This window comes from Phormidium sp. FACHB-1136 (assembly GCF_014697375.1).
In the GTDB taxonomy this organism is placed as follows: Bacteria; Cyanobacteriota; Cyanobacteriia; order Phormidesmidales; family Phormidesmidaceae; genus Nodosilinea.
Genome location: NZ_JACJRS010000001.1, coordinates 55,995 through 81,534, shown reverse-complemented (window position 1 = coordinate 81,534; position 25,540 = coordinate 55,995). Strand labels below are relative to the sequence as shown.

At 57.7% G+C, this 25,540-nt stretch carries 30 protein-coding genes; 14 read left to right on the top strand and 16 right to left on the bottom strand.

Going from position 1 to position 25,540, the window contains the following annotated elements; all coding sequences use genetic code 11:
• Positions 1-21 precede the first annotated feature (21 nt).
• Entirely contained in the window at positions 22-231 is a 210-nt protein-coding gene (locus H6G62_RS00365) for an RNA chaperone Hfq (RefSeq protein ID WP_190492122.1), read from the top strand.
• Between the two features lie 156 nt (positions 232-387).
• Positions 388-933 carry a late competence development ComFB family protein gene (locus H6G62_RS00360; RefSeq protein WP_190492121.1) on the top strand — a complete coding sequence of 182 codons (546 nt, stop codon included), beginning with the start codon at positions 388-390 and terminating at the stop codon, positions 931-933.
• On the opposite strand, the gene H6G62_RS00355 is transcribed toward H6G62_RS00360, so the two are convergent.
• Positions 934-2,160: an NAD(P)/FAD-dependent oxidoreductase gene (locus tag H6G62_RS00355; RefSeq protein WP_190492120.1), complete on the bottom strand. Its 1,227-nt coding sequence runs from the start codon at positions 2,158-2,160 to the stop codon at positions 934-936. It lies immediately after the preceding gene.
• Between the two features lie 79 nt (positions 2,161-2,239).
• Here H6G62_RS00355 and H6G62_RS00350 point away from each other — a divergent pair, with 79 nt between their 5' ends.
• Positions 2,240-2,992, top strand: coding sequence for a 4'-phosphopantetheinyl transferase superfamily protein (locus H6G62_RS00350; protein WP_190492119.1), 753 nt, complete (start codon positions 2,240-2,242; stop codon positions 2,990-2,992).
• Between the two features lie 95 nt (positions 2,993-3,087).
• Here H6G62_RS00350 and H6G62_RS00345 read toward each other — a convergent pair whose 3' ends face one another.
• Positions 3,088-3,867 (bottom strand): proteasome-type protease, encoded by a 780-nt coding sequence (locus tag H6G62_RS00345; protein WP_190492118.1) that lies wholly within the window; start codon positions 3,865-3,867, stop codon positions 3,088-3,090.
• Between the two features lie 118 nt (positions 3,868-3,985).
• Positions 3,986-4,096, bottom strand: a complete 111-nt coding sequence (gene psbM, locus H6G62_RS00340; protein WP_169611793.1) for a photosystem II reaction center protein PsbM — start codon at positions 4,094-4,096, stop codon at positions 3,986-3,988.
• A gap of 264 nt (positions 4,097-4,360) precedes the next feature.
• On the opposite strand from psbM, the gene H6G62_RS00335 reads away from it, so the two are divergent.
• Both H6G62_RS00335 and H6G62_RS00325 read left to right on the top strand, forming a co-directional pair.
• Positions 4,361-5,698: a serine/threonine-protein kinase gene (locus H6G62_RS00335; RefSeq protein ID WP_190492117.1), complete on the top strand. Its 1,338-nt coding sequence runs from the start codon at positions 4,361-4,363 to the stop codon at positions 5,696-5,698.
• A gap of 446 nt (positions 5,699-6,144) precedes the next feature.
• A complete protein-coding gene (locus tag H6G62_RS00325; RefSeq protein WP_190492115.1) occupies positions 6,145-6,420 on the top strand; it encodes a DUF2442 domain-containing protein in 276 nt (91 codons plus the stop codon).
• Positions 6,421-6,580: 160 nt separating this feature from the next.
• Here H6G62_RS00325 and H6G62_RS00320 read toward each other — a convergent pair whose 3' ends face one another.
• From H6G62_RS00320 to H6G62_RS00310, 3 genes are all read right to left on the bottom strand, one after another.
• Positions 6,581-6,841: a DUF2442 domain-containing protein gene (locus H6G62_RS00320; protein ID WP_199324636.1), complete on the bottom strand. Its 261-nt coding sequence runs from the start codon at positions 6,839-6,841 to the stop codon at positions 6,581-6,583.
• A 10-nt stretch (positions 6,842-6,851) separates the two neighbouring features.
• Entirely contained in the window at positions 6,852-7,121 is a 270-nt protein-coding gene (locus tag H6G62_RS00315; protein WP_190492114.1) for a DUF4160 domain-containing protein, read from the bottom strand.
• A 248-nt stretch (positions 7,122-7,369) separates the two neighbouring features.
• Positions 7,370-7,672, bottom strand: a complete 303-nt coding sequence (locus H6G62_RS00310) for a 2Fe-2S iron-sulfur cluster-binding protein (RefSeq protein WP_190492113.1) — start codon at positions 7,670-7,672, stop codon at positions 7,370-7,372.
• A 356-nt stretch (positions 7,673-8,028) separates the two neighbouring features.
• Between H6G62_RS00310 and psbB the strand changes: the two genes are divergently transcribed.
• On the top strand, positions 8,029-9,561 hold the full coding sequence (psbB, locus tag H6G62_RS00305) for a photosystem II chlorophyll-binding protein CP47 (protein WP_190492112.1): 1,533 nt from the start codon (positions 8,029-8,031) through the stop codon (positions 9,559-9,561).
• 8 nt (positions 9,562-9,569) lie between these two features.
• On the opposite strand, the gene H6G62_RS00300 is transcribed toward psbB, so the two are convergent.
• On the bottom strand, positions 9,570-9,716 hold the full coding sequence (locus tag H6G62_RS00300) for a hypothetical protein (RefSeq protein WP_190492111.1): 147 nt from the start codon (positions 9,714-9,716) through the stop codon (positions 9,570-9,572).
• Between H6G62_RS00300 and H6G62_RS00295 the strand changes: the two genes are divergently transcribed.
• From H6G62_RS00295 to H6G62_RS00285, 3 genes are all read left to right on the top strand, one after another.
• Complete coding sequence (locus H6G62_RS00295; protein ID WP_073607450.1) at positions 9,715-9,813, top strand: photosystem II reaction center protein T; 99 nt, start codon at positions 9,715-9,717, stop codon at positions 9,811-9,813. The two genes, H6G62_RS00300 and H6G62_RS00295, sit on opposite strands and share 2 nt — an antisense overlap.
• 233 nt (positions 9,814-10,046) lie before the next feature.
• Positions 10,047-10,307 carry a hypothetical protein gene (locus H6G62_RS00290; protein WP_199324635.1) on the top strand — a complete coding sequence of 87 codons (261 nt, stop codon included), beginning with the start codon at positions 10,047-10,049 and terminating at the stop codon, positions 10,305-10,307.
• An 18-nt stretch (positions 10,308-10,325) separates the two neighbouring features.
• Positions 10,326-11,630 (top strand): acetamidase/formamidase family protein, encoded by a 1,305-nt coding sequence (locus H6G62_RS00285; RefSeq protein WP_190492110.1) that lies wholly within the window; start codon positions 10,326-10,328, stop codon positions 11,628-11,630.
• Positions 11,631-11,690: 60 nt separating this feature from the next.
• Here the strand turns inward: H6G62_RS00285 and H6G62_RS00280 are convergent, their stop codons facing one another.
• Entirely contained in the window at positions 11,691-12,527 is an 837-nt protein-coding gene (locus tag H6G62_RS00280) for a Tab2/Atab2 family RNA-binding protein (protein WP_190492109.1), read from the bottom strand.
• Positions 12,524-12,814: a DUF3493 domain-containing protein gene (locus H6G62_RS00275; protein WP_190492108.1), complete on the bottom strand. Its 291-nt coding sequence runs from the start codon at positions 12,812-12,814 to the stop codon at positions 12,524-12,526. The genes H6G62_RS00280 and H6G62_RS00275 overlap by 4 nt, the downstream gene beginning before the upstream one ends.
• A 240-nt stretch (positions 12,815-13,054) precedes the next feature.
• Between H6G62_RS00275 and H6G62_RS00270 the strand changes: the two genes are divergently transcribed.
• Positions 13,055-13,534 carry a hypothetical protein gene (locus H6G62_RS00270; protein ID WP_199324634.1) on the top strand — a complete coding sequence of 160 codons (480 nt, stop codon included), beginning with the start codon at positions 13,055-13,057 and terminating at the stop codon, positions 13,532-13,534.
• Positions 13,535-13,553: 19 nt separating this feature from the next.
• Here H6G62_RS00270 and H6G62_RS00265 read toward each other — a convergent pair whose 3' ends face one another.
• From H6G62_RS00265 to petJ, 5 genes are all read right to left on the bottom strand, one after another.
• Entirely contained in the window at positions 13,554-14,009 is a 456-nt protein-coding gene (locus H6G62_RS00265; protein WP_190492107.1) for a Fur family transcriptional regulator, read from the bottom strand.
• Between the two features lie 216 nt (positions 14,010-14,225).
• Positions 14,226-15,035 (bottom strand): 16S rRNA (uracil(1498)-N(3))-methyltransferase, encoded by an 810-nt coding sequence (locus H6G62_RS00260; protein ID WP_242051766.1) that lies wholly within the window; start codon positions 15,033-15,035, stop codon positions 14,226-14,228.
• A 115-nt stretch (positions 15,036-15,150) separates the two neighbouring features.
• Positions 15,151-16,035, bottom strand: a complete 885-nt coding sequence (locus tag H6G62_RS00255; RefSeq protein ID WP_190492106.1) for a hypothetical protein — start codon at positions 16,033-16,035, stop codon at positions 15,151-15,153.
• 55 nt (positions 16,036-16,090) lie between these two features.
• Positions 16,091-16,720 (bottom strand): hypothetical protein, encoded by a 630-nt coding sequence (locus H6G62_RS00250; RefSeq protein ID WP_190492105.1) that lies wholly within the window; start codon positions 16,718-16,720, stop codon positions 16,091-16,093.
• 378 nt (positions 16,721-17,098) lie between these two features.
• A complete protein-coding gene (petJ, locus tag H6G62_RS00245; RefSeq protein ID WP_190492104.1) occupies positions 17,099-17,428 on the bottom strand; it encodes a cytochrome c6 PetJ in 330 nt (109 codons plus the stop codon).
• Positions 17,429-17,752: 324 nt separating this feature from the next.
• On the opposite strand from petJ, the gene H6G62_RS00240 reads away from it, so the two are divergent.
• Together H6G62_RS00240 and H6G62_RS00235 are read left to right on the top strand one after the other, a co-directional pair.
• The gene (locus H6G62_RS00240) at positions 17,753-18,208 is read left to right on the top strand and encodes a BlaI/MecI/CopY family transcriptional regulator (protein ID WP_190492103.1); all 456 of its coding nucleotides are present in this window, start codon (positions 17,753-17,755) and stop codon (positions 18,206-18,208) included.
• The gene (locus H6G62_RS00235; RefSeq protein ID WP_190492102.1) at positions 18,199-19,056 is read left to right on the top strand and encodes a M56 family metallopeptidase; all 858 of its coding nucleotides are present in this window, start codon (positions 18,199-18,201) and stop codon (positions 19,054-19,056) included. The genes H6G62_RS00240 and H6G62_RS00235 overlap by 10 nt, the downstream gene beginning before the upstream one ends.
• A 13-nt stretch (positions 19,057-19,069) precedes the next feature.
• Here H6G62_RS00235 and H6G62_RS00230 read toward each other — a convergent pair whose 3' ends face one another.
• Positions 19,070-22,765: a pentapeptide repeat-containing protein gene (locus H6G62_RS00230; protein WP_190492101.1), complete on the bottom strand. Its 3,696-nt coding sequence runs from the start codon at positions 22,763-22,765 to the stop codon at positions 19,070-19,072.
• 224 nt (positions 22,766-22,989) lie between these two features.
• Between H6G62_RS00230 and H6G62_RS00225 the strand changes: the two genes are divergently transcribed.
• On the top strand, positions 22,990-24,156 hold the full coding sequence (locus tag H6G62_RS00225; RefSeq protein WP_190492100.1) for an IscS subfamily cysteine desulfurase: 1,167 nt from the start codon (positions 22,990-22,992) through the stop codon (positions 24,154-24,156).
• A 107-nt stretch (positions 24,157-24,263) separates the two neighbouring features.
• Here the strand turns inward: H6G62_RS00225 and H6G62_RS00220 are convergent, their stop codons facing one another.
• On the bottom strand, positions 24,264-24,758 hold the full coding sequence (locus H6G62_RS00220; RefSeq protein ID WP_190492099.1) for a pyridoxamine 5'-phosphate oxidase family protein: 495 nt from the start codon (positions 24,756-24,758) through the stop codon (positions 24,264-24,266).
• Positions 24,759-24,798: 40 nt separating this feature from the next.
• Here H6G62_RS00220 and H6G62_RS00215 point away from each other — a divergent pair, with 40 nt between their 5' ends.
• A complete protein-coding gene (locus H6G62_RS00215) occupies positions 24,799-25,383 on the top strand; it encodes an SRPBCC family protein (protein ID WP_190492098.1) in 585 nt (194 codons plus the stop codon).
• Positions 25,384-25,540 lie beyond the last annotated feature (157 nt).

Genomic DNA, 25,540 nt, shown 5'->3' with positions numbered 1-25,540 from the left:
ATGTCGATGGTCTCCGCTACCATGTCCCAAGAGTTCGCGACTGGATTTCCAAGTGTTCGCCAAGTTCAAACCCTCATTCGCGATAAGAAACCCGTTGAGGTTAAACTTTTGACGGGGGATTTGATCTCTGGGCGGGTGATTTGGCAAGATCCCCACTGCATTTGTCTAGAGGTGGAGAATCAAGGGAAACACCAGATTTGGAAACAAGCCATTGGCTTTATGAAGTATTGATGGTTGCCTAGGGGATGTAAATCATGGCAGTTTCTGGTTGCCCCCCCTAGGCAATTAGGGCACACTATCCTCCGTAGATACCCCCGGCAATGATCTCGCCAGTTTCCCAGCAGCCTCCGCTGCTCACCCTCACAAAGTAATGGAGCGTTTGGCCAAATGACTATTGAAAAAATCGTTGAGCAGGCCCTGCAAGATGGCTACTTAACTCCCGCCATGGAAGCCGAGGTGGGCCGCATTTGTGATACGGCCTCTGAGCTTTCCATCGAAGAATACATGGCCCTCGACCGTCTCATGGGTGCCCTGCTGACGGGGGAAGTGGTGGCTGTACCGCGCAAACAGTTCATCAACGTGATGGAAGAACTGGTGCTGACGGAGGCCATCTCGCGGGTGGCCGAAATTGAAGCGGCCTCGGATACGACCCTAGATTTGGGTGATATTGCCGCCTACGCCCTCAACCGCCTGCCCCCCCTCTACGCCACCACCGAGGAAGGGGCCAACTTCCAGCGAGATACCGCCCGTGGGGAACTGGCCGATCTGATTGCCGAGCAAGTGCGCCAAGCCATCGCTCGCAACCTCGATAAACCCGAATTCTTTCCCGAACGTCAAACCATCCAAAAGAAAGCGGACGACAGTGTTCTCAACCAGGTCAGCAGCCTCCTGCAAGACCATGCCTACAAGTTTGAAACCACCGATAAAAAATAATTAGGTTTTTCGCCGTCCCTTCCATCCTAGCCAGTGCTTGAACACTTGCCAGCGATGGTGGAAGGTGGGCAACCTCAGCCAATAGCCCCAGCGACGGGCGATAGCCCCCACTCGTCCGGTGAGGCAAATTCCGAAACCATGCACCACGGCTTCGCCCTTGCCCAGGGTGAGCATATTGCCCAGGTGGTGATAGTGGAAGGGTCGCAGGGGACGACGGTGGACACTGGCCCAAAGATTATGGGCCACAATGGGAGCGGCCTGATAGGCGGCTTGGGCCGTCATCGGGGCGCGGCTCTTTTTTGGCCCAGGCATTTCGGCGATATCACCCAGCACAAAGACGTTCTCGTAGTCCAGCAGTTGCAGGGTCGGTTTGACCAGGCATTGGGCCAAAGGGGACTGCTTGGGAATCTCTACCCCTAGCCAGGGCTGCGGAATGGTGCCCACCGTCCACACCACAATATCGGCAGGGCAATGGTGAGCGCGGTCAGCGTGATGGTAGATCACCTGATCCGCCTTCACTGCTTCAAGGGCGACGTCGGTAAACACCTCAATGCCCCGCTTCGCCATCGCCTTAGAGGCTACCCGCTGAATGGCCAGGGAGTGGGATCGCAAAATCACCGCCCGCCGATCTAGCACCGTGATGTGGCCCCGCCGTCCTAGGCGATCCGCCAATTTACAGGCGAGTTCTACCCCGCTTGGCCCCGCCCCTGTCACCACAATATGGATGGGATTGGCTTCTGTGGCGGTGGGTTCGAGTTCCGCCAGTCGTTTTTCTAGCGCCCAGGTATCCTCTAGGGTGTTGAAGGGGAGCGCATGGTGACTGCCCTCTGTGACCGGAGGTTTCAGACGGCTGCCTGTGGCCACCACAAGATAGTCGTAGGATAGCGGTTCACCTCGCCGCAGGGTAACGTGCTGATGGTGAACGTCAATCTGTTCTACCCAGTCTTGGCAGTGATGAATGGCGTAGGGACGGAGCAACTCGTGGTAGCTGGGGGCAATTTCCCAGGGCTTCAACTCGTCGGTCAACACCTCGTAGAGCAAGGGCGTAAATAAAAAACGTTCCCTCGGCTCTACGAGGGTAATCCGAAAGGTCGGGGCCGACCGCCGCTGGTAACGCTGGAGGGCCAGGGCACAGTAGAGCCCGCCAAACCCGCCGCCCACAATGCAAACGTGGGGCTGGGGGAGATGGGGATCGGCAGGGGAGGACGACGACGATGACGCGGGCAAGGCGATACCCTGATTCAGGAATAGAAAATGCAGAACACTCCCTCTATCCTAACTCCGTAGTAATGCCGAAATTCGACCGATGCCCCATCACGATCCCTACGGACAACGTGGATATGCCTTATCCCGTAGTTCCCACTCCGATAGGCTGTTTCCGCGATCCCCCGATCCATCGGCGCAAGTTTGGCAGGTGGCGGATAGCGCGGTGATGGCCGTACCCCTTACGGCTGTCGATCCCAGGCCAAATCTGCTCAGCCCAGCGGAGCAAGCCCAGGCTGATCGTATTCATCACCAACAGCGGCGGCATACGTTTTTAGCGAGCCGCACCCTGCTGCGGCAATGGCTGAGCCAGGTCACGGGGCAACCTGCCAAGCGTCTCACCCTTGGCACTGGCCCCCATGGTAAACCGTTTTTGGTGGAAGATCCCAGCCTTCAGTTCAACCTCTCCCACGGCGGCGACTGGCTGATGATTGCCCTCAGGGATCGCCACGCCGTCGGGATTGACATCGAGCCGATTCAGCCCCGTCAGCGGTTATCTCAACTCTGCCACCGCTATCTCAGTGAACACGAATCTTCTACCGTGTTGTCCTTGTCGCAGGATCAAGCTCAAACCCAATTTCTACGGTATTGGACGTGCAGGGAAGCCTACGTGAAAGGGCTTGGGGTAGGGCTAACGATTCCCCTCAAGACTATAAATCTGACTCTGGCGAACCCTCAGTCCACAGAACCTCAGTGGATTGAAGCGACTCAGGGACTAGAACCGGGCTGGCAGATCTACCAGTGGCAACCCACAGCGGGCTATGTTGCCGCCCTCGCCTTGAAGGATGAAAGGTAGAACGACTAGCAACCCGGTTTTTGAGAAGCGTACCAGATTTTGGCTCAACCAGGGCAGAAGCTGGGTGCCTGAACATGGGTTTCTGAACTGACGCGCTAGTTCTTCTCCAAGTCGGCGGTTTCGGTGGGGATCGAACTATCTTCGGATTGATTCCAGTCGATGTCGGGCATACTGGCGGAGGCTTCCCGCAGGGAGACTTCCCAATGTTTCCGCATTTTTAGCAGGTAGGGATCGCCAGCATGGAACTGGGCGCGGTGCTTGACCGCAAAGCTATCTGCCTGGTACATCGTCATGTTGATCGGTGGCCCCACGGACAGGTTCGACCGCATGGTGCTATCCAAGGACAGTAGGGCGCACTTGGCGATGGCATCCAGGGGTGCATCGAAGCGAATGGTGCGGTCTAGGATGGGCTTGCCGTATTTGGTTTCGCCAATTTGCAAAAAGGGCGTTTCTGGGGTGGCCTGGATGCAGTTGCCCTGGCTGTAGACCAAAAACAGGGCGGGTTCTTCTCCCATAATCTGCCCCCCCACCAAAAAGCTGCACTGAAAATCAATGCGATCCTTCTCTAACCAGGCCCGATCCACTTCCTGCATAGCCCGAATTTGCTTCCCGACATAGCGGGCCACGTCGTACATAGTGGGCAATGTGTGCAGGTTGGCGGCTTGGTTGGCCTTGATATCCTGGCTGAGGGTGTGAACAACCCCCTGGGTCACGGAGAGGTTGCCTGAGGTGCAAAGCAGGATCACCCGCTCCCCCGGCAGCGAGAAATCAAACAGCTTGCGGTAGGAGGAAATGTAGTCTACTCCGGCATTGGTGCGAGAATCCGCCGCCAGCACCAGCCCCGACTGGGCCAATATCCCTAAGCAATACGTCATAGCACCTACGATAGTCCGTACTCCTTAAAAAAGCGCTGACAATTGCCAGCGCCCTTTGTACTATCACCGGATAACCTGATTTTGGCGATCTATTCAATCCATCCACCGAAAACCAAGGCTAGGCCCCGGTTTGCTTACTGGAGGTTTGGATATACAGAATTAGCAGGAACACCGTGGGCACCAACACAAAAAGAATGCTGGCCACAAAACCGAGCTTGTTAACTTCCATGAGCGCTTGCCTCTACTCTCAACCAAAAGGATGCTCGACCAGGCGATCATCTATAACGCCTTTAGAATATCACTCTCCCTGCCAGGAAAAATAGGGATACGCCGACAACCGCTCGATCCCGGTCGTCCTCACCCACATTCAGCACCCTGGACAACCGCCCCCAGCCCCCTTGCCCCAGAAGCCGCACCCCTACCCCCGTGATTTCCCTGGACAGACTGGGTAAGCTAAAACCATATCTCCCCCAATGCTTTCCCCAGCACGGCCATGACCCAACTCATCGACGGGCGCTACGAAGTCATCAAACCCCTCAGTTCCGGGGGATTTGGCATCACCTATCTCGCCAAAGACCTGCGCCGCCCTGGACAACCCCGCTGCGTGGTCAAGCAACTCCAGCCCCAGCGTAAGTTTTCCGCCGATGGGTGGCAGGTCGCCCGCCGCCTGTTTGACCAAGAAGCCGCCATCCTAGAACGCCTCGGTCGCCATGACCAAATTCCGCTGCTGCTAGCGCATTTGGAAGAAAACGGCAACTTCTACATCGTCCAAGACTTCATTGAAGGCCGCACCCTCCGCGACGAACTTCAGTCCGTAAATCGCTTGCCCGAAAACGAAGTCATCACCCTACTACACCAGGGGCTAACGGTGCTGAGCTATGTGCATCAGCAAGGCGTCATCCACCGCGACATCAAACCCGAAAACCTGATCCGCCGCCAGGATGGAGTGCTGTGCCTGATTGATTTTGGCATTGTAAAAGAATTTTCCGCCCAACAGCTTGGACTCATGGCCCAGCCCCAATCTAGGCTCATGGCTACCACTGTCAGCATTGGCACCGAAGGCTATACCCCCTTTGAGCAAATCCGAGGAAAACCTTGCCCCGCGAGTGATGTTTATGCCCTAGGAATGGTCGCCATTGAAGCCCTAACAGGCCGTTATGCCTGTGATTTAGATTTCGATCCCAACACCCTGGATGTGGTGTGGCGCAAAGGGGTGAAAGTCAGTGATGCATTGGCAAATGTGCTGAACAACATGGTGTGTGGTCGCTATGGCCGTCGTTATGCTAGTGGTAAAGACGCCTTGCAAGCCTTGGAAAAGGTGCTAGTTCCGTTTGTAGTAGGGAGAGCGGTGGCAGATCTAGATGACCTCCGTTCCGACAAAGGTATTAACTACACGCGCCTACGCAACCTCCTTAAAGTTGGAAAGTGGCGTGCTGCCGATAAAGAAACCTATGAGGTAATGATTCGTGCTGTGGGCAAAAAGTCTGGCGAGTGGTTTACCAGAGATGAATTGCTGAACTTTCCCTGTACCGATTTACGCACCATTGATGGGCTGTGGATGCAATACAGCCAAGGCAAGTTTGGCTTTAGCGTACAAAAGCAAATTTATGTAAAATCTGGTGCCGAACTGAATGGAAAGTATCCAGGTGATCAAGTCTGGCATGAGTTTTGTAATCGCGTCGGTTGGCGCAAGGGTGATTCTTACCTGCACTACGAAGACCTAAAAGCAAACCCTTACTTTTCCCCCATCGGAGAATTTCCGGGATGGGGAGGGGGGAGAGTGGGGGGAGACATACTTCTCTTCTCTCGCACAGAAACTTGTAACCTTTAGCAAATAAGCACTTCAGTCCGTAGGGCGTATTCGCGGCACCACAATCCTTCGCCCCTGCGGTAAAAACCTCTTTTGCTGCAATGCACCGCCACCTCGGCCACCACCCCACCCATCACGAATTTCTCTTTGTCTGGGCTTTGGTGCATTGCTTCGCGTTGGCGTTAGCCAACCCTAGACGGTTGAGGGACAGAAAGCTAGGATAAAGACATCACTCGCGAGACCAGCGAGTAAAATTTTTTCCGTCGAACGTATGCCAACCATCCTAAAAATTGGCCCCTATCGGTTTTATTTCTTCTCTAGAGAAGAAAGCCGAGTTCACATTCATGTTTCCTGTGCCGATGGAGAAGCAAAATTTTGGCTAGAACCCGATATCGAGTTAGCCACAAACTACAAGCTTTCTAGAATGCAGCTTAAGCAAATTGAGCAACTCATTGAGGAGTATTGTGATGACTTCAAAAATGCCTGGAATAACCATTTCAAACCTGGAAGTTAGCAATATCTCAAAACATGGCCTATGGTTAATCCATGATGATCAAGAATACTTCTTGCCCTATGACCAGTTTCCTTGGTTTCAGGATGCCCCTATCAAACATATCTTCAATGTAGAGGAACCCCATCCTGGTCACCTCTACTGGCCCGATCTCGATGTTGATCTTTCCCTAGAAATCATCCAACATCCAGAACAATTTCCACTCCAATCTAGCCTTAAATCCTACCCATAATTCGTAGGCTGCATTCGCAGCACCACAATCCTTAGGCCCTGAGAGAAAACCCCCTTTTGCCGCAATGCACCACCCTCTCGGCCACCAACACCCCACCCGCTACGAATTTCTTTTTATGTGGGCTTTGGTGCATTGCTTTGCGAATGCACCCCACAGTTCATTATCCTGCTACATCCCAAACGCTTTCTAGGGTGCTTTCTAGGAATAGAGTATCTGGGCCAAAATCTTGCTCGTGAGGCCACTGCACACCGCCAAAGAAAGGTTTAGCCTGCTTGAAGTAGTGACTATTTTGTAACTCCTTAAAAAATCCCCTGTCTAGATAGGTAGAAGCATCAAAAATTCGAGTCTCGCCGTTTTCAAAAAATAATCGTAGACAGCTATTTTCTAGGGCTTCTACCTTAATCACTTTAGGAGACATCATATTTCTACTCCTATCGCAACGGCTCAATTTTGAAAATTTGCTCGCCTGCAATCGCTAATTCCCAGTTTGCCATCAACTCGTCTTGATGAATCTCAACCCAAGCCAGTACCAGCTTTAGTTTAGAACTGCGTAGCTTCCCCTCCAAGACCAAGCCATCTGGAATTGAGATCACGGCTTCTTCGCCCTGGTATTTCCCATGAATATGGGGCTGATGATGCTTCCGGTTATCGAAGAAATACATCAGTACGATTACCCCATAGAACATCGAGATGACAGGCATAGTCCGAATCTTGGGCGGCGACCCCTTTATCCTATCCTCTGGTGATGTAGCGATGGGGTATGCGAGGCGGCACCCTCTTTTGCTCCTGCGGTAAAACCGCTTTGCCGCAATGCCCCGCTCACCTGAGCGACGCTGCACCAGGAAGGGGTGGGGGTGAATTCCAGAGACTATCGGTTCTCAAAGCTGGTAGTAAATCTGGTGGGTTGCCCCCAGTGCCAGCGGACGAGGCGACCTCGCTCCTACTGGCTCTAACGTTTGGGCTTGGTGACGACGGTGACGGGGCCGTTCACCGTGGCTTGGCAGGCCAAACGGCAGGTGCTGGGCCACTTCTTCAGCTTGCGCTCCTCCACCGCTGTCCGGGGGGACAGGTTCTCGCCCCCCTCCACCACATCCACAATGCAGGTGCCGCACTGGCCATAGCCGCCACAGTTCATCAGCTTGCCGCTGAAGGTGTATAGATCAATACGATTCTCCAGCGCCTTGAACCGCAGGTTCGCCCCATTGGCCACGATGATCTCTTGGTCTTCGTTAAGAAACTTAATAGTAGCCATTGGGTCACACTCCTTCACGTTGGCGTCCGATGTTTGACTAAAGCTTATGTTTTCCGGGCTTTAGGCGGCTTAGCCCAGCCGTTTTCGGCTCCATGCCCGACCGAGATGGCCGTCAAATGAGCTTGCGGGGGGCATTTGAAGTAGTTACACTTCTTTAAGCAATTTCATTGTTACATCTGATCTGTACCAAATGAATTTCTATCCCCCAGTCGCCCTGGCCAAGTCCAGGGATCGGCGCTGAGATGGGGATGCTGTGAGGGATCTGGTAGCCCTATCTGATAGGCTTATCAGTATCTGGCATGGTTAAGACAACTTCCAAAACATTCACTGTTTTACCTAGAGGAGGAGAGTAGTCAATGGGACTACCCTGGTACCGGGTACACACCGTCGTCATCAATGATCCCGGGCGACTGATTGCTGTACACCTAATGCATACGGCCCTTGTGGCTGGTTGGGCTGGCTCGATGGCTTTGTTCGAGCTAGCTACCTTTGATCCAAGCGATCCCGTTCTTAACCCCATGTGGCGGCAGGGCATGTTCGTGCTGCCCTTCATGGCGCGTCTCGGCGTCACCCAATCCTGGGGCGGCTGGAGCGTCACGGGCGAAACCGCTGTGAACCCCGGCTTCTGGTCTTTTGAAGGCGTGGCGGCGGCTCACATCGTGCTGTCTGGTCTACTGTTCCTGGCCGCCTGCTGGCACTGGGTGTTCTGGGATCTCGATCTGTTCCGCGACCCCCGCACCGGGGAACCGGCCCTGGATCTGCCCAAGATGTTTGGGATTCACCTATTCCTGTCTGGTCTTCTCTGCTTCGGCTTTGGCGCGTTCCACCTCACTGGCCTCTGGGGGCCTGGGATGTGGGTGTCTGACCCCTACGGTCTGACGGGCCACGTTCAGGGCGTTGCCCCTGAGTGGGGCGCGGCGGGCTTTAACCCCTTCAATCCGGGCGGCATTGTGGCCCACCACATTGCGGCTGGCATCGTCGGGATTATTGCTGGTCTGTTCCACCTCACCGTGCGTCCTCCCCAGCGTCTGTACAAGGCTCTGCGGATGGGGAACATCGAAACCGTGCTGTCTAGCAGTATCGCCGCTGTGTTCTTCGCCGCCTTCGTGGTAGCGGGCACCATGTGGTACGGCAGCGCCGCTACCCCCATCGAGCTGTTTGGCCCCACCCGCTATCAGTGGGATAGCAACTACTTCCAGCAAGAAATTCAGCGTCGGGTTCAGGCTGAAGTGAATGCTGGCGGAACCCTAGCTACGGCCTACGCTCAAATTCCCGAAAAACTGGCTTTCTACGACTATGTCGGCAACAGCCCTGCTAAGGGTGGTCTGTTCCGGGTTGGCCCCATGAACCAAGGCGATGGTCTGGCTCAGGGCTGGCTGGGGCACCCCGTCTTCAAGGATGGCGAAGGCCGCGAACTCACCGTTCGTCGTCTGCCCAACTTCTTTGAAACCTTCCCTGTGGTTCTGGTGGATAAGGACGGCATCGTCCGCGCCGACATCCCCTTCCGTCGGGCGGAATCTAAGTACAGCTTCGAGCAAACTGGCGTAACCGCCACCTTCTACGGTGGCGAACTGGATGGTCAAACCATCACCGATCCCACCCTGCTGAAGCGCTATGCCCGTAAGGCTCAACTGGGCGAACCCTTCGAGTTCGATCTCGAAACCCTCGGTTCTGACGGTGTGTTCCGCACCAGCACCCGTGGTTGGTTCACCTACGGTCATGCGGTCTTCGCGTTGCTGTTCTTCTTCGGCCACATCTGGCACGGGTCTCGTACCCTGTTCCGCGATGTGTTCGCCGGGATCGACCCCGACCTCTCCCCCGAACAGGTGGAGTGGGGCTTCTTCCAAAAAGTGGGCGACACCAGCACCCGCAACGAAGAGCGCGTCTAGTGACATCCCTAGCCTTGCCTAATCCGCAGGGTTAGCCCATGGCCCGACTGGTGAGCGTCTTGCAAAATCAGTCGGGCTTTTCCAGTGATCGGGGCATAGACCCCATTGAAATCCTTGTAAACTATCCATAGATAGAGTAGGAGCTCTTTAACCATGGAAGCTGTCGCTTACATCTTCATTTTCGCCTGCATCATTGGCACTCTGTTCTTTGCCATCGCCTTCCGCGAACCCCCCCGCATTTCCAAAGACTAATGATTTCCAAGGACTCATTCCAGGATTAAGCCAAATCCTGAATGGTCAGGAATAACGGCTTTAAGAACGTCCAGTTTCTCCTAGGAGATCTGGGCGTTTTTTGTGTTCATGGACATGCTTGGATGTGGTGCATTGCTTCGCGAATGCACCCTACGCTACCTTTGGAAATAGAGGGTGGGTAATACCCGACCTCTATTTCTATACCGAACCCTACTTCACCGAAACCTAACCCCATGATCGGACAACAATCCACCGCCAAAACCATCTTCCTGCTCGTTTCTATGGCGGGTTGGCTTATCGTGGGTGCGGCGATGATGTACCTATTTCCAGCCATCGCCGATGTTCTCTTTGGCAACGACCGCACCCACCTCTGGATGACCAACCTCAGCCGAGGTGGTTATAACCCCAACCTAGGCTGGATCGGGGGCGGGGCGGCGTTGGGGCTAACCTTGGTAGGGAACTGGGTATGGTATCAGTATTTTGATGGTAAGTAGACGCCTGGGAGTTTCGTGATGACCAAGGCTCAGGATTCTGCATTTGAGGACGCCGCTACATGGTCGTCTGCGGCTAAGGCTAACGCGCCCACCAAACGGGAGGAAATGCGGGCGTTACAACAGGGCTTTGTGGGGCAGTATCAGGGGGGTGTTTACCTGCTGCCCGCCACGGATGAAACGGTGCAGTGGGGCTGGTTCAACAACGCCGAACCACCCAGGGCGCGGATTCAATCGGGGGATACTATCATTTTGGAAACCATGATGGCGGCCCGGAATCAGGTGTTACCGGGCGTTGCCATGGAGGCGATTACCCAACTGCGGCGGGATAACCCTGGGGGCGGATTCCACAGCATTACCGGGCCTGTGTTTGTGGAAGGGGCGGAACCGGGCGATGTGCTGAAGGTGAAAATTAACCGGATCGTCCCGCGTACCTATGGCTGTAACTGGAATTTGCCCGGAGAAATGGGCACAGGCCAGTTTCCAGATCACTTCCCAGAGCCCCAGGTGAAGCATTTTTACCTGGATCTAGCCCGTGGCGTGACGGAATTTCTCCCCGGCATTGAGTTGCCTGTGCGGCCCTTCCCCGGTGTTTTGGCGGTGGCAAGGGCGGAGAGTGGCCCCTACAGCACCGTTCCCCCCGGCCCCTTTGGCGGCAACCTAGATTGCCGGGAAATGGTGGAGGGTACCACGGTGTATCTCCCGGTGTTTGTGGAGGGGGCGCTGCTGTGGTCGGGGGATTCCCACGCGGTGCAGGGCAATGGCGAGATTAACCTAACGGCGGTGGAGTCGGCCTTTAACGAACTCAACCTCACGGTAGAGGTGCTGAAGAACAAGCCGCTGTCTTGGCCCCGGATTGAATCCGATACCCACTGGATCACCGTAGGTTACGACGAGGACATGAACACTGCTCTCCGCATTATGGAAGAGGAAACCCTGAAGTTCCTGGCGGAGTGGAAAGAGCTCAACAGCCACGATGCCCATCAATATCTGATCACCCACGGCGATATCCGCGTCGCGGAGGTGGTGAATCGGGTGAAGGGCGTCTACTGCATGTTGCCTAAGCAGGCGGTTCCGGCGTTGGAGGCTTTACCCATAGCCGATACCCGCACGGATTTCGTGACCCACGCGGTGAATGCTGATGCGATGGAAGCTATGAATCAGTCGGCCCTAGCGCTGATTGATCGAATCCAAGAGGAGAAGGAACTGTCGGCGCTAGATGCCTATGCCTTGGCTAGCTTGGCCCTGGATGCCCGCATTGGCCCCAGGGAACCGGGTGCCTATCATATTCACTGCCTAATGCCCAAATCCACCTGGGTGCCCTAGCCCAGGCGAGTCCAGAGCCCTTTTAGCCCGCCTCCTTGTTTAGGATGTTCTCCCTGCGCCTCAACCTCGCAGCAGCCACAGTCCGGTATAGGTCATGCCAGAATCATCTGGACGCACCAGGAGAAAATGAATCCCCTGACTGGCAACCTTGCGCTGTTCAAACAGGTGTCCCGCCTCGGCCATGGTGGCATCGGCAAAGGTCGTCATCACCCAGCGATCCCACAGCCCTGCATCCAAAATTAGCCCGTCGGGATCCCCGGCCATGTAGCGCAATGCCGCTGGCCCTACGGACTGCACCCACTGAGCTAACGCCATCGCTTGTCGTCCGCCGTCGATCACAATGCCCGGTAGCGGTGTGGTGCTGGCCAGTCCTAGTTGCGAGGGCAGCCATTCCGGCGGCAACTGGATTATCGGGATCGGTTCGTGGGGAAACGTGCGCTCAAAATCCCCCGCTGCTAGGGTGACAAAGCCCCAGCGATCCCCCCACAGGTTTTCCGACAGCGGCAGAGGCGGCGGCGAGTCAAGGTGTAGGGGGTCGTAGGCTATCCCAGTAAAGTTGGCCAGCGTGGGATAGGCTTGGGCCTTCTGGCGTAACCACTGGTGTAGGGCTGGCGTCTGACGGGTGGGGGCGATGGCCACATCGAGCCGTTCTGCCGCCAGGGTCAACAGTGACAACGCCTGGGGCCGAAACACCTGAATGTGGGCTGGAGTATCCCCCGATTGGGCCATCGCCGCCTGCAATTGAGCCGTTACCCAACCCACATTCACGGCCCCCTGGGGCGTCTGGGCTTCGTAACGAAATGCTAGGCTGGCGTCGCAAACTAACAATTCCCACAGCGGTTCACCCTCGGCATCGGTTAGGGGAGGACGGTGTAAATCGGCTTGCCAAAGGGTCATCGTGCCTTGCTCCGACCCCGGTTCTCTAGCCACAACAGCAGCCCCACCGTGCCCAATACCCCAAACTGAATTAGCAAATTGGGCAGGAGATCATCCGTGGCCCGACCTGCCAACCCTTGGGTAATCATAATGAATGCCCCAATGGCCGCCGATGCCCCCGCTGTCAGGTACACCACCTGGCGCAACCCTCGGTAGGGAGCCTTTGCCTCCGCCCGCAGCCGAGCATACTTTTCAGGACTGATCCCCTGGGGCAGACGGTCGGGTGGTGGGGCATCGGGTAAGGTCATCACAAAGGGCTCCTAAACAACGTTCTTTCCCAATTTTCTTGCCAGATTCCTGGATGAAGCCAATCCCTTCTCGGCAGGAGCGTCGGTGAAACAGGTCATCATTATCCCATTCAGCTTGCCATCGTTGAGTCTCGTCAATCAGGGTTGTGTTTTGTGACAGTTCCTCCGTTTGGCTCCGTGGGCCAGGGCGAGGGGGCTAGAATTTAAGCCGTCAGTCCTCTCTCACCCCTTCCCAGTCCTATGAGTTCAGTGATCCCCCCAGCTACGATCCCCCAAGCTACCTCCACCGACCTCGCCCCCCATAGCTATGTGCTGATGGGCGTGGCCACCTGCTATGTGCGCCAGGAGGGCGAAACCCTAGCCGTGGAGGTGGTAGAGCCGATTCCTTCGGCCTATTCAGAGACCTTAATTCAAGGGGCTCCCACCGCCTATCGTCAGATTTGGGGCAGTACCCTAGAGGCGGCTCTTGCCTTCGACCCCGTCAGCCTTACCCTAGACGATGGGGCCAAGGCCCAACGCTGCGCGGATTTTGAACAGCGCACCCTGGCCGCTGCCCGTACTTACCAAAATCGCCCCCAGGCCGCCGCCGCTGTTCCGGTGGGTACCTGCCGTCAAGATCTCAACTACTCCACCGCCCACAAGCGCATCCTCAACCCCAAAAATAAGGTGTCGCGCAACGACAACGTGAAACAGCACAAATACACCCACGAGGTGCTGTAGTCATCCTGCCAGATCGGTGTTAGATCGGCACGATGGATCGCTGGCAGGGGGGGCAGATGCCGTGGATTAGCAGTTGGCAATCCAGCAGATGGTAGCCAGAACGGTCGGCGGTTTTGGCCCCCACCTTGAGGACAGAGTCATTTTTGAACTCAATGGTTTTATTGCAGCGCACACAGATCAGGTGGTGGTGGTGATGGGGGGCGGGCTGGTTAATCTCGTAGCGCTTTTGGCCCTCGGCTAGTTCTAGCTCTCGCAAAATCCCCATCCGCGCCATCAGCTTCAGGTTGCGGTAGATGGTGGAGAGGCTAATCGGCTCCCCCGCCTTCTCCAGCAAATCACAGAGATCTTCGGCGCTGAGGTGGGTACCCTCCGGCAGATTTTGGAAGGTCTTAAGCATGGTTTCTCGCTGGGGAGTCATACGCCAGCCGCGCTCGTTCAGTTCGGCCTTTAGCGCCGATGGAGTGTATGCCGCCATCGCCCAACCCCTCCCCAGAGAATTTCATTAACATCCGCTTAATGAGAATAGTAACGAACCTAGGGGCGAATTTGCAATAGTTTTCGCTTATTGAGAATCACTCCGAAGATGGAATAGCATCAATCCTATGAAAAATAAGTATTGCTATTTCTTAATGAACTGATGTAAGTCGAGAGATCGCGGCTAACGGCGGATGTCGCGCTGCTGGCCCTGCACTCAACGACCACCGTTGATCGATTGCCTGAGTTCTGGGTTGATTGAGGGGATGGCCCCAAGGCCCGCCAGGGCCAGGGTGAGGGCCACCAAGGGAGCCGTAACAGCCCGGAGGATAGTTGGCCCCAAGGAAACGGGCTGAAATCCGGCGGCAAGGGCGGCGGCGATTTCGGTTTCCGTCCAGCCCCCCTCTGGCCCGGTGGCGATCACGGTGTCTAGGGTGGGATCGGCGGCTTGGGCCACCGTCAGCAGGGGTAGCGCATCGCCACGGGCGAGGCCGATCCAACGCTGGGGGGGGAGGTCTTGGCGCAGATAATCGGCCCAGGTCACGGTTGGCTGGATCTGGGGGAGGTTGGGCCGCTCGCATTGCTCTGTGGCTTCGGCGGCGATGCGTTGCCAGCGTTCTGGCTTTTTGGGGTTGGGCTGGTGGAGGGTGCGCTGGGTCACCAAGGGTTGCAGGCAGGCCACCCCCAGTTCGGTGGTTTGGCGCACGATGTCATCGAATCCACTGCCTTTGGGGATCGCAATGGCTAGGGTGACGTTCGGCAAACCCATGGAGACCGCCTCTAACGGGTCGAGGTGGGCCAGACCAGCCTTCTCTGCCAAGGTGGCCATCCACCGCTGGCCTTGGCCATCCAGGGCGATAAACCGATCCCCCGTCGCCAGCCGCAGCACTCGATAGAGGTAGTGCTGCTGGTCGGCCAGGAGGGTCAGGTGATGCCCCTGAATTTGGTCGGGGTGAATAATGATTCGCTGCATGGCTTGTCGAAGGAAATCTCCCAACCGTTGCATGGGCTCTGAGATGCTTGCCATTTTGGATGACGCCAGTATTCACCCATAGGAAGGAAATCCTCGTGGGAGAGGGGCGTAGGGCTTCTAGGGGATGATCTCGCTGGACGCGCTGCCAAGGCAAGACCATCCCTAGGCGCTAGATTTCGGCGACGGCCCGTTCAATCAAGCGGCGGGCGAGGGTTTGGATGCCCGTGTGCTCGTAGTAGTTCACGGACACATCGAGGAACGCCCCCAGGTAGTCCAGCTTGGTTTTAGAGCCTTCGATAAAACCGCCAATATTGTCTAGCAGACGGCTTTGGGTGATGCCCTTCTCCGCCACGAACCGATCCATCCAGCCCTGGGTCGATTCAAAACTCTCGGTCATAAAGGCGAGTTTGCCTTTGCTATCCTTGCCGGGGATTTCGTTTTTGATGCCCTTAAAGGTGGGGTTGTCGTCAATATCCGATGGCCCCATGCCCTTGATGGCGTTGAGGGCTTTGAGGGAGAACTCCGGCCCCAGGGGAATGATGCCATCGAAGCAGACTAGAGCCGTCATCCGAATCAGGGACTCGCTGCCGTAGTCGCCCAGGGCGGTGAGAAAGTCGCCGAGGCTGTCGCCGGGGATGCCGCTAATTTTGCAGAAGGCTACCACTTCGGTCACCAGTTTCACCGCCAGGTCAATCGTTTGGGCCTTTTCGGGTTTGGGGGTCATACCCTTGAGGAACCCTAGAAACGTATCTTGACCGATGCGGTTGGCTAGGGCCGCTGTGCCCAACATTCCAGAGGCGGAATCCACGGTTTGGTAGAGCCAGAGGGCGGTTTGGTAGCCTTCCCGCTTGTCGTTAAATAGGGTAATGGCCCGCTCGGCAATGGCCTGAATCATGGCCTCATCGGTTTCGCCCGTTACGGTTTTGATGGTGTTGTCAAACCCTACCAGGTTGTTCCACTGGCCAGGAACGAAAATATCTAGGGTCTTCAGCGCCCGCACGGTGAGCCCGCCCGTGGGCAGGTCGTCAACTAGCTTGTAGATTTTCTTACTCACAGGTTTCTCCTGAAAATACTATCGGTTAGGGGGCCAATGGCCGATCCATCACAGGCTAGGATGCCGGACTGGGAACAAGCTCCGGACTTAGGGCTGGACGGCTGGGGGCCAAGGGCGAGGTGGGGGTGATTGGAGACTCCACCGCCTTCGCCGCCTTTTGGGATGGCTTGAGGGCTCCCCGCAGTTGGGCCAGCCCTTGGAGATCAAACTTTTGTAGCCAGTCTACTCGGTCAGCCTGGGTAAAGGAGGCATCCCGCGATAGCACCTTCACCTGATAACGCCCGTTCACCAACAGCCCGGTGGCAGTGGTGCCCTGGTTGACCGCCGGAAAGCCAGCAATTGTATCCGTCGCGTCGTTATATTTATCGGCGGCGGCGGGCAGGCTGGTGGTGTCGCTAATGCTGAGCATGGCTAGGGTTTGGTCGCCCCGTTGCAGTTTGTATTCCGCAAAACCCTTCTTTTCTTGGTAGGGAATCACCTGGTAATCCCCCTGGCTATCGGGGAAAAACTGGTTGAAGGTACCGCCCTGTTCCGCTTTGCGATCCACCGCCGAAGGGGTGCCAAATCCGGTGGTGTCTTGCTGCACCTGGTCGTACTTTGAGGGGGCCGTCGCACAGCCATTCACCCACAGCAGCAAGCCCAGCACCAACGGGATAAATCCCTTGAGCCAGCGAGTCTGACGCATAATCATCTCCTTGTTAGGGGCAAACACAGTGGCAGACCCAATCCCAATCGTCAACCCTCGATGCTTAACCCCGCCAGCCCTAGGGACGAGATTTCCTCGCCTGTAGATTCTGACGGTTCTCAAGCTGGATTTAGGATTAGGTCAACCGTAACCAACCCAGGCAGGGCTGGCCACCCCCTGACCATGCCACGGAACGATAGGGCTGTGATATGTCCTAAAACACTTGTTAACAAACCTCCATCGATGGCTCATCTGTTAACAAACCTCCATTGATGACTCATCTAAAGCCTAAAAAAATCCCTTGATCGCCAGGGGGGATCAAGGGACATCGAACTGGAGATAAAACTTACATTGGTGGGATAAACCGTCTAAAACGGCCTACCACCCCTGCTCGGCTTGGCTCAGCACATAGGCGGCCACGTCGGCAATATCGTCATCGGTGAGGCGACCTTTGAAGGCGGGCATGGCCGCTTTGCCCTGGGTGACTTGGCGAGTAATGGCTTCCACAGAGGCCATATCGTACTGATCGAGGTCAGCCTTCTTCAGGGTTTTGGCCCCGTTCACCACGTTGCCGCCCCCAATGTGACAGGCCACACAGTTTGCTGAAAACACCTGCTGGCCGTGTCCCACATCTGCCGCTAGGGCCGGGGCGACCCACACCACTAGGGCCAATAGGGCTAGGGCCAAGCTAAGAACTGTCCGTTTCATGAATGTTGTTACCCGCAAAAAGTTGTTACCCGCAAAAAAACGCGCTGTGGGCATTATGGCGATCACCCAAGGGCGGATCAAACGACAGTTCGTCAACTATTGCAAACGGTTACAGGCCGATCAGCCCAGGCCCAGGCCCAACCGATGCTCTCCTTCGGTTCAGGCGGGTGCAGGGGGGCAGATCCGCGAGACAGCTTGACCGCTCTCCGTCAGGTCATGGTCTCGGTTGGCCCCTGGGGCGGTTCTGAGGGGTGTCACCGTTCGCTAGACTGGGGGTATCTTGTCCGTGCAGTTCTCCCTATCTCCCTTGCCCCTCGATCCGCTATGGCTCCCCTACCCCGCTATCGTCCCCGTCAGCTTGCCCTTGGCCCCCTAGAGCAGGAAATCCTCGCGATGCTCTGGCAGCGGGGATCGGCCACGGTGAAGGAACTTCTGGATGAGATTCTGGCCGATCCCGACCGGGATCTGAGTCAGGCCACGGTGACGACCGTATTGCAACGGCTGGCCAACAAAGGCTGGGTGCGGCGCGAACCGATGGGGGTAGCTCGGCTGGGCAAGGGGCGTAAGGGCTATGTGTGGCACCCCCAGGTAAACCAACAGGAAGCGACCATGCTGCAATCCCACCGCCAACTTGAGGAGTTTTTGGCGATTAGCAACCCGGAGATTGTTGCCGCCTTTGCTGACAGCCTCGATACCAGTGCCCTAGATCGCCTAGACGCCATTGCTCGTCGGATTCGATCAATGCGCGATGCCCAAGGGGGAGACGATCCATGCATCTAGGGTTGATTGCGGGGGCGGTGGTTGTAGCGGCGGCGGTGCGCTGGGGGTGGAAACCGGGAGTTGGATCCTGGTGGCAACGCTGGTGGCGGGCGGTGCTGGTGCTCACTGGCCCCCTTCTGTTGCTGGTTTCCACGGCCATCGCCATTTTGAGTATGGGGCACCACGGCACTATGCTGGGCTGGGCGGTGGGGCCGCTGGGCTGTCGCATCAGCCAAATGGGCCTCGCTGGGGCACTGCTGATTGGCCTCCAAGGCTTACTCCAGGCGGGATGGGCCACTTGGTTTTGGCAGCGATATCCCTGGGTGGATCTCCCCCAAGGCGTCCCGGCTCGGTTCATTGATACCGAAACACCCCTAGCCGCCCAGGTGGGCTTTTGGCGACCCGTCCTGATGGTCAGTCGTGGCTGGTTCGATCAGCTCTCCAGTCAGGAACAGGCGGTGATTTTAGCCCACGAACAGGCCCACGCCCACTATCACGATCCCCTGTGTTTTTGGCTGCTGGGTCTGGTGCGACGGCTGACGATCTGGCTTCCCAACACCCAAGCCCTCTGGCAAGAACTGTTGCTGTTGCGGGAAATTCGGGCGGATCGCTGGGCTGTTCAGCAGGCTCACCCCCTGGCGGTGGCGGAACTGCTGGTCAGGATTGCTCGCCAAGCGGCACTAGGTCAATCCGCTGTTCCTGCGTCGCTGGTGGGCTTTAGTGGCCCCGATGAACTGGATCGCCTAGAGCAACGGGTAGACGCCCTCCTAAAACCCATCCCTGAGACGGACGACAGCCCGCTGGGCCTAGTTATTCTGGGGGTTACCCCGGCCCTGCTGCCCTTGCTGGCCATGGGTTTCCATCACTGATCCGGAGCCCTCATCAATAACTCACGATGGCCCCAAGGGACTTCAGCATGGCCCCTTCGGAGGCAGAGAGGCCCGTAGCTCCTCGGATATTGACTCCGGCGTAGGGGCGGTCGGGGTGGAAGCTCTGTTGGAGGCTGCCGAGGGTGAGATTCCACAGACGAATTTCCGAGTCTTGGCTAGTCGTCACGAGATGCTCCCGGTCGGGGCTCACCAGGGCCGTCCACAGGGGTTGGCTATGCCCTCGTAGGGTGTGGCGCAGGCGGTTAGTAGACACCTCCCAAACGGCGACATCGGTGGTGTGGCTGGTGATGGCCAGGGATGTGCCGCTGGCATCAAAGGTGACGCTGTGTACCCAATGGCCCTCCGGCGGCGACCACAGACCCAGGCTCCGGCCCTGGGGCAAATTCCAAGAGCGCACCGTACCATCATGGCTGGCGCTGATGAGGGATTGGCCATCGGCACTCAGGGCCACAGCATGTACTGGGCGCTGGTGGCCTGTCAGCAGGAGAGGGGCTGAGGTGGCGGCATCGAGCCACCAAACCGCAAGGGTGCCGTCCCGACTGCCGCTAATGATCGATTGGCCATCGGGGCTAAAGGCGAGCGTTGAGGGGGGCGTTCTGGGCTGTCTCCCTTCCCCTTCCCCTTCCCATTCCCGTAGCCGTTGGCCGCTCTCCACCGCCCACAGGGCTAGGGTGTGGTCGGGGCCAACGCTGGCGAGGTGCTGGCTGTCGGGGCTAAAGGCGATCAGGTGAATGGGGCCATGGGTAACCCACTGGCGCTGTCCGGTGGCGCTGTGCCATAGGGCCAGGGTATGGTCGGTGCTGGCGCGGGCGCACCACTGGCCGTCGGGGCTGAGGGCGATGGTCTGGAGGGGATCGCTGGAGAGGTCGCCAATCGACTGGGGATGGCTGGGGGCAATCCCGCCCTGGTGGCACCACAGCCGCAGTCGGTGGTCGCTGTGCCCCGTGAGGATAGGACTTCCTCCAGCACCCACCGCAACATGGTTGACGGGGTGGGCTTGGCTAAGGAAACGACGCAGTTCGGTGCCGCTGCCCGTTTGCCATAGGTGTAGCCGATAGTCGCTACCCGTCACTAAATAGCGGCTATCGGGGCTAAAGGCCAGCAACCACACGGGAGAATCCGCTGGCGGTAGGGTATAACATCGGGATCGGCTGGCGATATCCCACACCACCACACTAAAATCCTGACAGCTACAGGCCAAATATCGACCATCGGGGCTGAGGCTGAGGGCGGGTAACGTGCGCACATCGGCGGGCCGCATCCAGCAGGGTCGGCCTGTTTGCACATCCCAAAGGGTGAGGCAAGGATCGTCGTAGCCCGCCGCAAAGGGCATCGCGGGTAGGTCGGGATCGTTGGGATCGGACAGAAACCCAGCGGCGCGGATGGTGGCCGTGGCCGGAGCCTGAAACACCGTCATCAGGCGGGCCTCGGAGAGATCCCACAGACAGGTGGTTTGGTCGTCGCTGCCGCTAATCAGACGATCCCCCGATCCATTGAAGGCCAGACTGTGGATGGCTCCCCGATGCTCCCTCCAGCAGGCCCAGCAGCGCCCCGAAGCCACCTCCCACAGGCGCAGTTCCCCCTGGCGGTCTCCGGAGGCCAGCCAAGCCCCATCGTTGCTGAAGGCCACCGCCTGCACCGCCGCCCCATGGCCAGAGAGGGCATCGGAACGGGCCATGGCCGCCATGGGCCACAGCCAAATTTCGCCCCCATCGCTGCCCACGGCCAGGGTGTCGCCATCAGGGCTCACGGCGAGGGACTGCACCGCCCGGTCTTCCCCCTCATCCATCACCTGCACCAATCGCCCCGAAGTCACCTCCCACACCAGCAAACGCCCCTCCTGATCGCCCGTCACCATCCGCCCAGCGTGACCCTTAGCTGGGGAACCGGGGCAAAAGGCCACCTGGGGATTACGGCCTAGGGCGGTGGCAAACTGGGTGTCGCGAAAGTCCACCTGGCTGAGGTTGGCCCCCTGCAAACTCACCTGTCGCAGATCGGCCTGCCACAGGGCTAAATCCGAAAAATCGACCCCACTAACGCTGACCCCCAAGGCTTGGCAGAGGTGCAACCAGTTGGCCGCCCCAAACCCCGGTTGACCACGGTGCTGTTGCCGCAGGGTGCGGATCTGTTGATGGCAAGCCTGCACCAAGTCCGTTGGCTGGGGAAAGTGCTGCCGTAGTCGCTGGGCCAGAGGGTTGACTAGGGTAGCGCGTTGGGTGGCCTGCACCGATTCCTGGGCCGTCATGGTCACCAGGGGGAGGCGCTGGAGCCAGTGAAAGTCCCCTGCCAGTAGTTCAGCTTCCAACTGGTCGAGCAGGTGATCCGTCACCAGGGTGCGCAGCAGGGGCGGCAGATCAAGCTGGGTGCAGGGCGAAGCGCTGGCGGTGGGCGGGAGAGCCTGGGTTTGGCAGAGGGATCGACTCACCAAGGATTGCAAGGCCGCTGGGCCGGGATAGCTCGGCAGGGCGGATTGCAAATCCTCTAGGGCCATGGGGGATTGGGCCAGGGCCAACCAATACAGCAGCGCTTGTTCGCCAGGGGTCAGCCGTTGCAACACCTCCTGCCAGGAATGCCGCAGGGAGTCGGGAAGGGCGGGTTTGGGCTGGGCCAATAGGGGCGACAACTGGCCCTGATACAGACTGCGGAGGGTGGTGGCCAAATGGCGCAGCAGCAGTGGATAGCCCCCGTAGCGTTGCCACAAATCGGCCCACTGGTCGGCGGGGGCAGGGATCGCCCCCTGACGTAGCAGCAGCGCTTGGGTATCGGCTAGGGTGAGGGGTTGGAGGGGATATTCCCTCGCCCGTGGCCCCAACCATTGAAACCGATCCGCCGGAAGTTCGCGGCTGATCACAACGACGTGGCCGGGGTGGGCCTCCGTGGCCCAGCGGTGGAGGAGTTGCTGAATGGCCTCGCGGCCCGGTTGGTATTGGCCCGCCAGATGTTGCGGATCAAAGCACAGGTCTAAATGATCCAACACCAACAGGCAACGCTGTCGCCCCAGCCGATCTATCAGCCAATCGATTGGGGTGGCGGTGGGTGGGGGTTCGCTAGGGGCCAACCAGGTTGCCAGGGCCGAAACGACCGCTTCATCGGTTGAGTGATGGGTCAGGTCTAGGTAGCCACAGCGATCCATCGTGGGGCCAAGGCGATGGAGGATTTGCCCCGCTAGGGCGGTTTTGCCCAATCCCGGTAAGCCCCACAGCCACACTAGCCGACAGGGGCCATCGGCGAGTCCCTCCCCGGTCAGCCATTGGGTGAGGGTGGCTAAGTCCTCCTCCCGGCCACAGAAATCGGCCACTTCAACCGCCGGGGCCGACCGCACCACCTGCACCACGGTCGATACCTCGCCAGCCACCCCAGCCCCAGACAACACCGCTGCCCCGTCGTTGCCTTGGGAAGCCTGTCGTTGCTTAGCCCAAGTTCGCAGCACATTTTGTAAGTTACGCTTCGTGACCTTAATACCCCGGTTCTGGGTATCCACCAAGGCCGACAACAGATGCCAGAGTTTTGGCCCCACATCCTTCTTGAGATAATCTTCGGAATAGCCCACCGCCTGCTCGGCAATGGATCCATAGGTTTGGTTATACCAAGCCCCTTTCAAGACCAAGCGTTCTACATCCTTCAGGGGTCGCCCAATCTGCTCTAGGGCCACCTGGTTTATCAACCCAGCAATATCGTCAAAATCCATGGATTCGACACCTGCTCTCTGCCCCTGAAGCCTAGGGCTTAGTCTACCCTGAATAATTCAGAACTTTCCAGAACTATCTGTCTTTGAAGCCCTGGATTAACGTTCGCCCTGGGGGACAAGGTCAACTTAGGGGCTCAAGACCTAGCGAGTCCGTTTTCCCGATAAAAACCGCTATATCATCGGGAAGACGGGGTGACATCCTGGTGAAAGAAGGAGTAACAGCCATGACCCAGCGACCCATCTATCTCGATTGCCATGCCACCACTCCGGTGGATCCACGGGTGCTGGAGGCGATGATTCCTTTTTTTACCCACCAGTTTGGCAATGCCGCCAGCAACAGCCATATCTATGGTTGGGAGGCCGAGACAGCGGTGAAACAAGCCCGCGACGGCCTAGCCGCCGCCATTAACGCCAGCCCAGAGGAAATCATCTTTACCAGCGGGGCCACGGAGGCCAACAACCTGGCCATTAAGGGCGTGGCCGAAGCCTACTTGGAACGGGGACGGCACATCATCACGGTGCAAACCGAGCATAACGCTGTACTCGATCCTTGCACCTACCTGGCCAGCCTGGGCTTTGAGGTCACGGTTTTACCCGTTCAGCCCAACGGTTTGATCGATCTGGATGCCTTGGAGGCGACCCTACGGGACGACACGATCCTGGTTTCGGTGATGGCGGCGAATAACGAAATCGGTGTGCTGCAACCTCTCGCTGAGATTGGCCAGCGCTGCCGAGATCGGGGCGTTCTTTTCCACAGCGATGCCGCCCAGGCCATCGGCAAGGTACCTCTCGATGTCCAGGCCATGCAGGTGGATCTGATGTCCCTCACGGCCCACAAGGTCTATGGCCCCAAGGGCATTGGTGCCCTCTACGTGCGACGGCGCAACCCCAGGGTGGCCCTCGCCCCCCAACAGCACGGCGGTGGCCACGAACGGGGAATGCGTTCTGGCACCCTCTACACCCCCCAGATCGTCGGTTTTGCTAAGGCCGTGGAACTGGGTCTAGCAGAAATGGCGGCAGAAACAGCCCGTCTCAAGGGGCTGCGGGATTATCTCTGGGCCAGGTTGCAGGTCTGCGATGGCATTGTCCTCAACGGCCACTCTAGCCAGCGCCTACCGGGCAATCTCAACCTCAGCATCGAAGCAGTGGATGGCCAAGCCCTGCTGTTGGGCCTACGCCCCTTGGTGGCGATCTCCTCCGGGTCGGCCTGTAGTTCCGCCAGCCGCAAACCCTCCCACGTCCTTAAAGCCCTCGGCCACAGCGATGACCTCGCCTACGCCACCCTACGGTTTGGCCTGGGCCGCTTCACCACCGCCGACGAAATTGAACAGGTGGCCGATGGGGTGATCGCCACCATCAAGGCGCTACGGTCGGCCCAGGTTGTTGCCTAGGTAAACCGTAGGGGAGAGGTCTCCTCGCCCTTTCGCCTGGGGGCATCTACCCATCAACCGATGCATTGCATTACTCCGCGAAGGCCGTCTCCGGGGGCAAGCGTCCTTTATCCGGTAATGGCCCCTTCCTGAAGTTGGCTAAGGTTGTTAGGATCAACCCCATAGGCAGCCCCAAAGCCCATAATGAATCGTCCACCTTGGGGGCTGAGATGAAACAGTTGAAAGTCCTGAAGCTGGCGTAGCATGGCAATGATTTCCCCAAAGCGGGCCTCAAACTGGGCCATCAGGGGTTCCCAGCGATCACTCTGGCGGTCGATGGGAGCAACGTGGCAGTCGTAGGTGAGGCGCTGGCGGGCGAAAACTTGCTGAGTCTGGCTTTCGTCTTCAATAATGAGGACACTGGCCTGCCCAGTTCTTAAGAGATTAGGAGTATGGGCGGATAGGCCACTAGTCAGTAGGTATATCTGGTAGGTATCGTCCATCACGAAGGGGGCATAGCTGGCGTGGGGGGTGCCATCGGCGTTGACGGTACTCAACATCAGGCTTTGGACATGTTTAGGAAGCGCCTGGTAGGCCGCTTGGGCGGTTTCAAAACGGGCCATGGGAATTCCAGCTACGAGACGTTACACGGGTTTCTGCATTATGTCGCTATTATCTCGCCAGGTGCTACCTGCCGAAACCTATCTGGCTCGGCTGTCTACCGCCGATTGGGCCAAGCTGTCTCGGCGCGAGGTGTTGCTGTGGGGTGGGCAAGGGCAGTATGAGGTGATGGCAACCACCACTGCGGATTGGGCAACGGCCTGGGCAGTGCTGACGGACTACGGCAACTTTGCCCGCTTTCTGCCCACGGTGGCCAAAAGCCAGGTCATTGAAGCCGATGGCCCCCGCACCATTGTGGAACAGGTAGATCGGCGGCGCATTTTGCTCTCCACCCTCGAATCTGTCGTCCGCACCGAAAACCTAGAAATTTCCCAGCAGCAGATTAGCTTTCGGTTGGTTCAGGGCAACTTGAAGCATATGTATGGCCACTGGCGCTTAGATGAGGCCACCCCACCCACCCGTGCCAGTCCGTTGCGGTTGGTGTCTCAGCAAGTCCACGCCGAAGCCGATGTAGGGCCGTTTAAGGCCATGTTCTACACCCTGTTTGAAAGCAGCCTAGTCGAAACCATCCAGGCCATTCGGCAGGAAATGGAACGCCGCCACCGGATAACGCCAGGATCTCGCTAAACCAGTCGCCCTGATCAAGTAGTCCCCCAGTTTCTTCGACAAACTGGGGGACTAGTGGTTTGTCAACGGCACGTTCGGGCTGAGCCTGTCGAAGCCCTAATTCTTAGCCTTGACACTGCCCTAGGCTGTCGTCTCGGCGATTTAGCCTAGGGGCGTT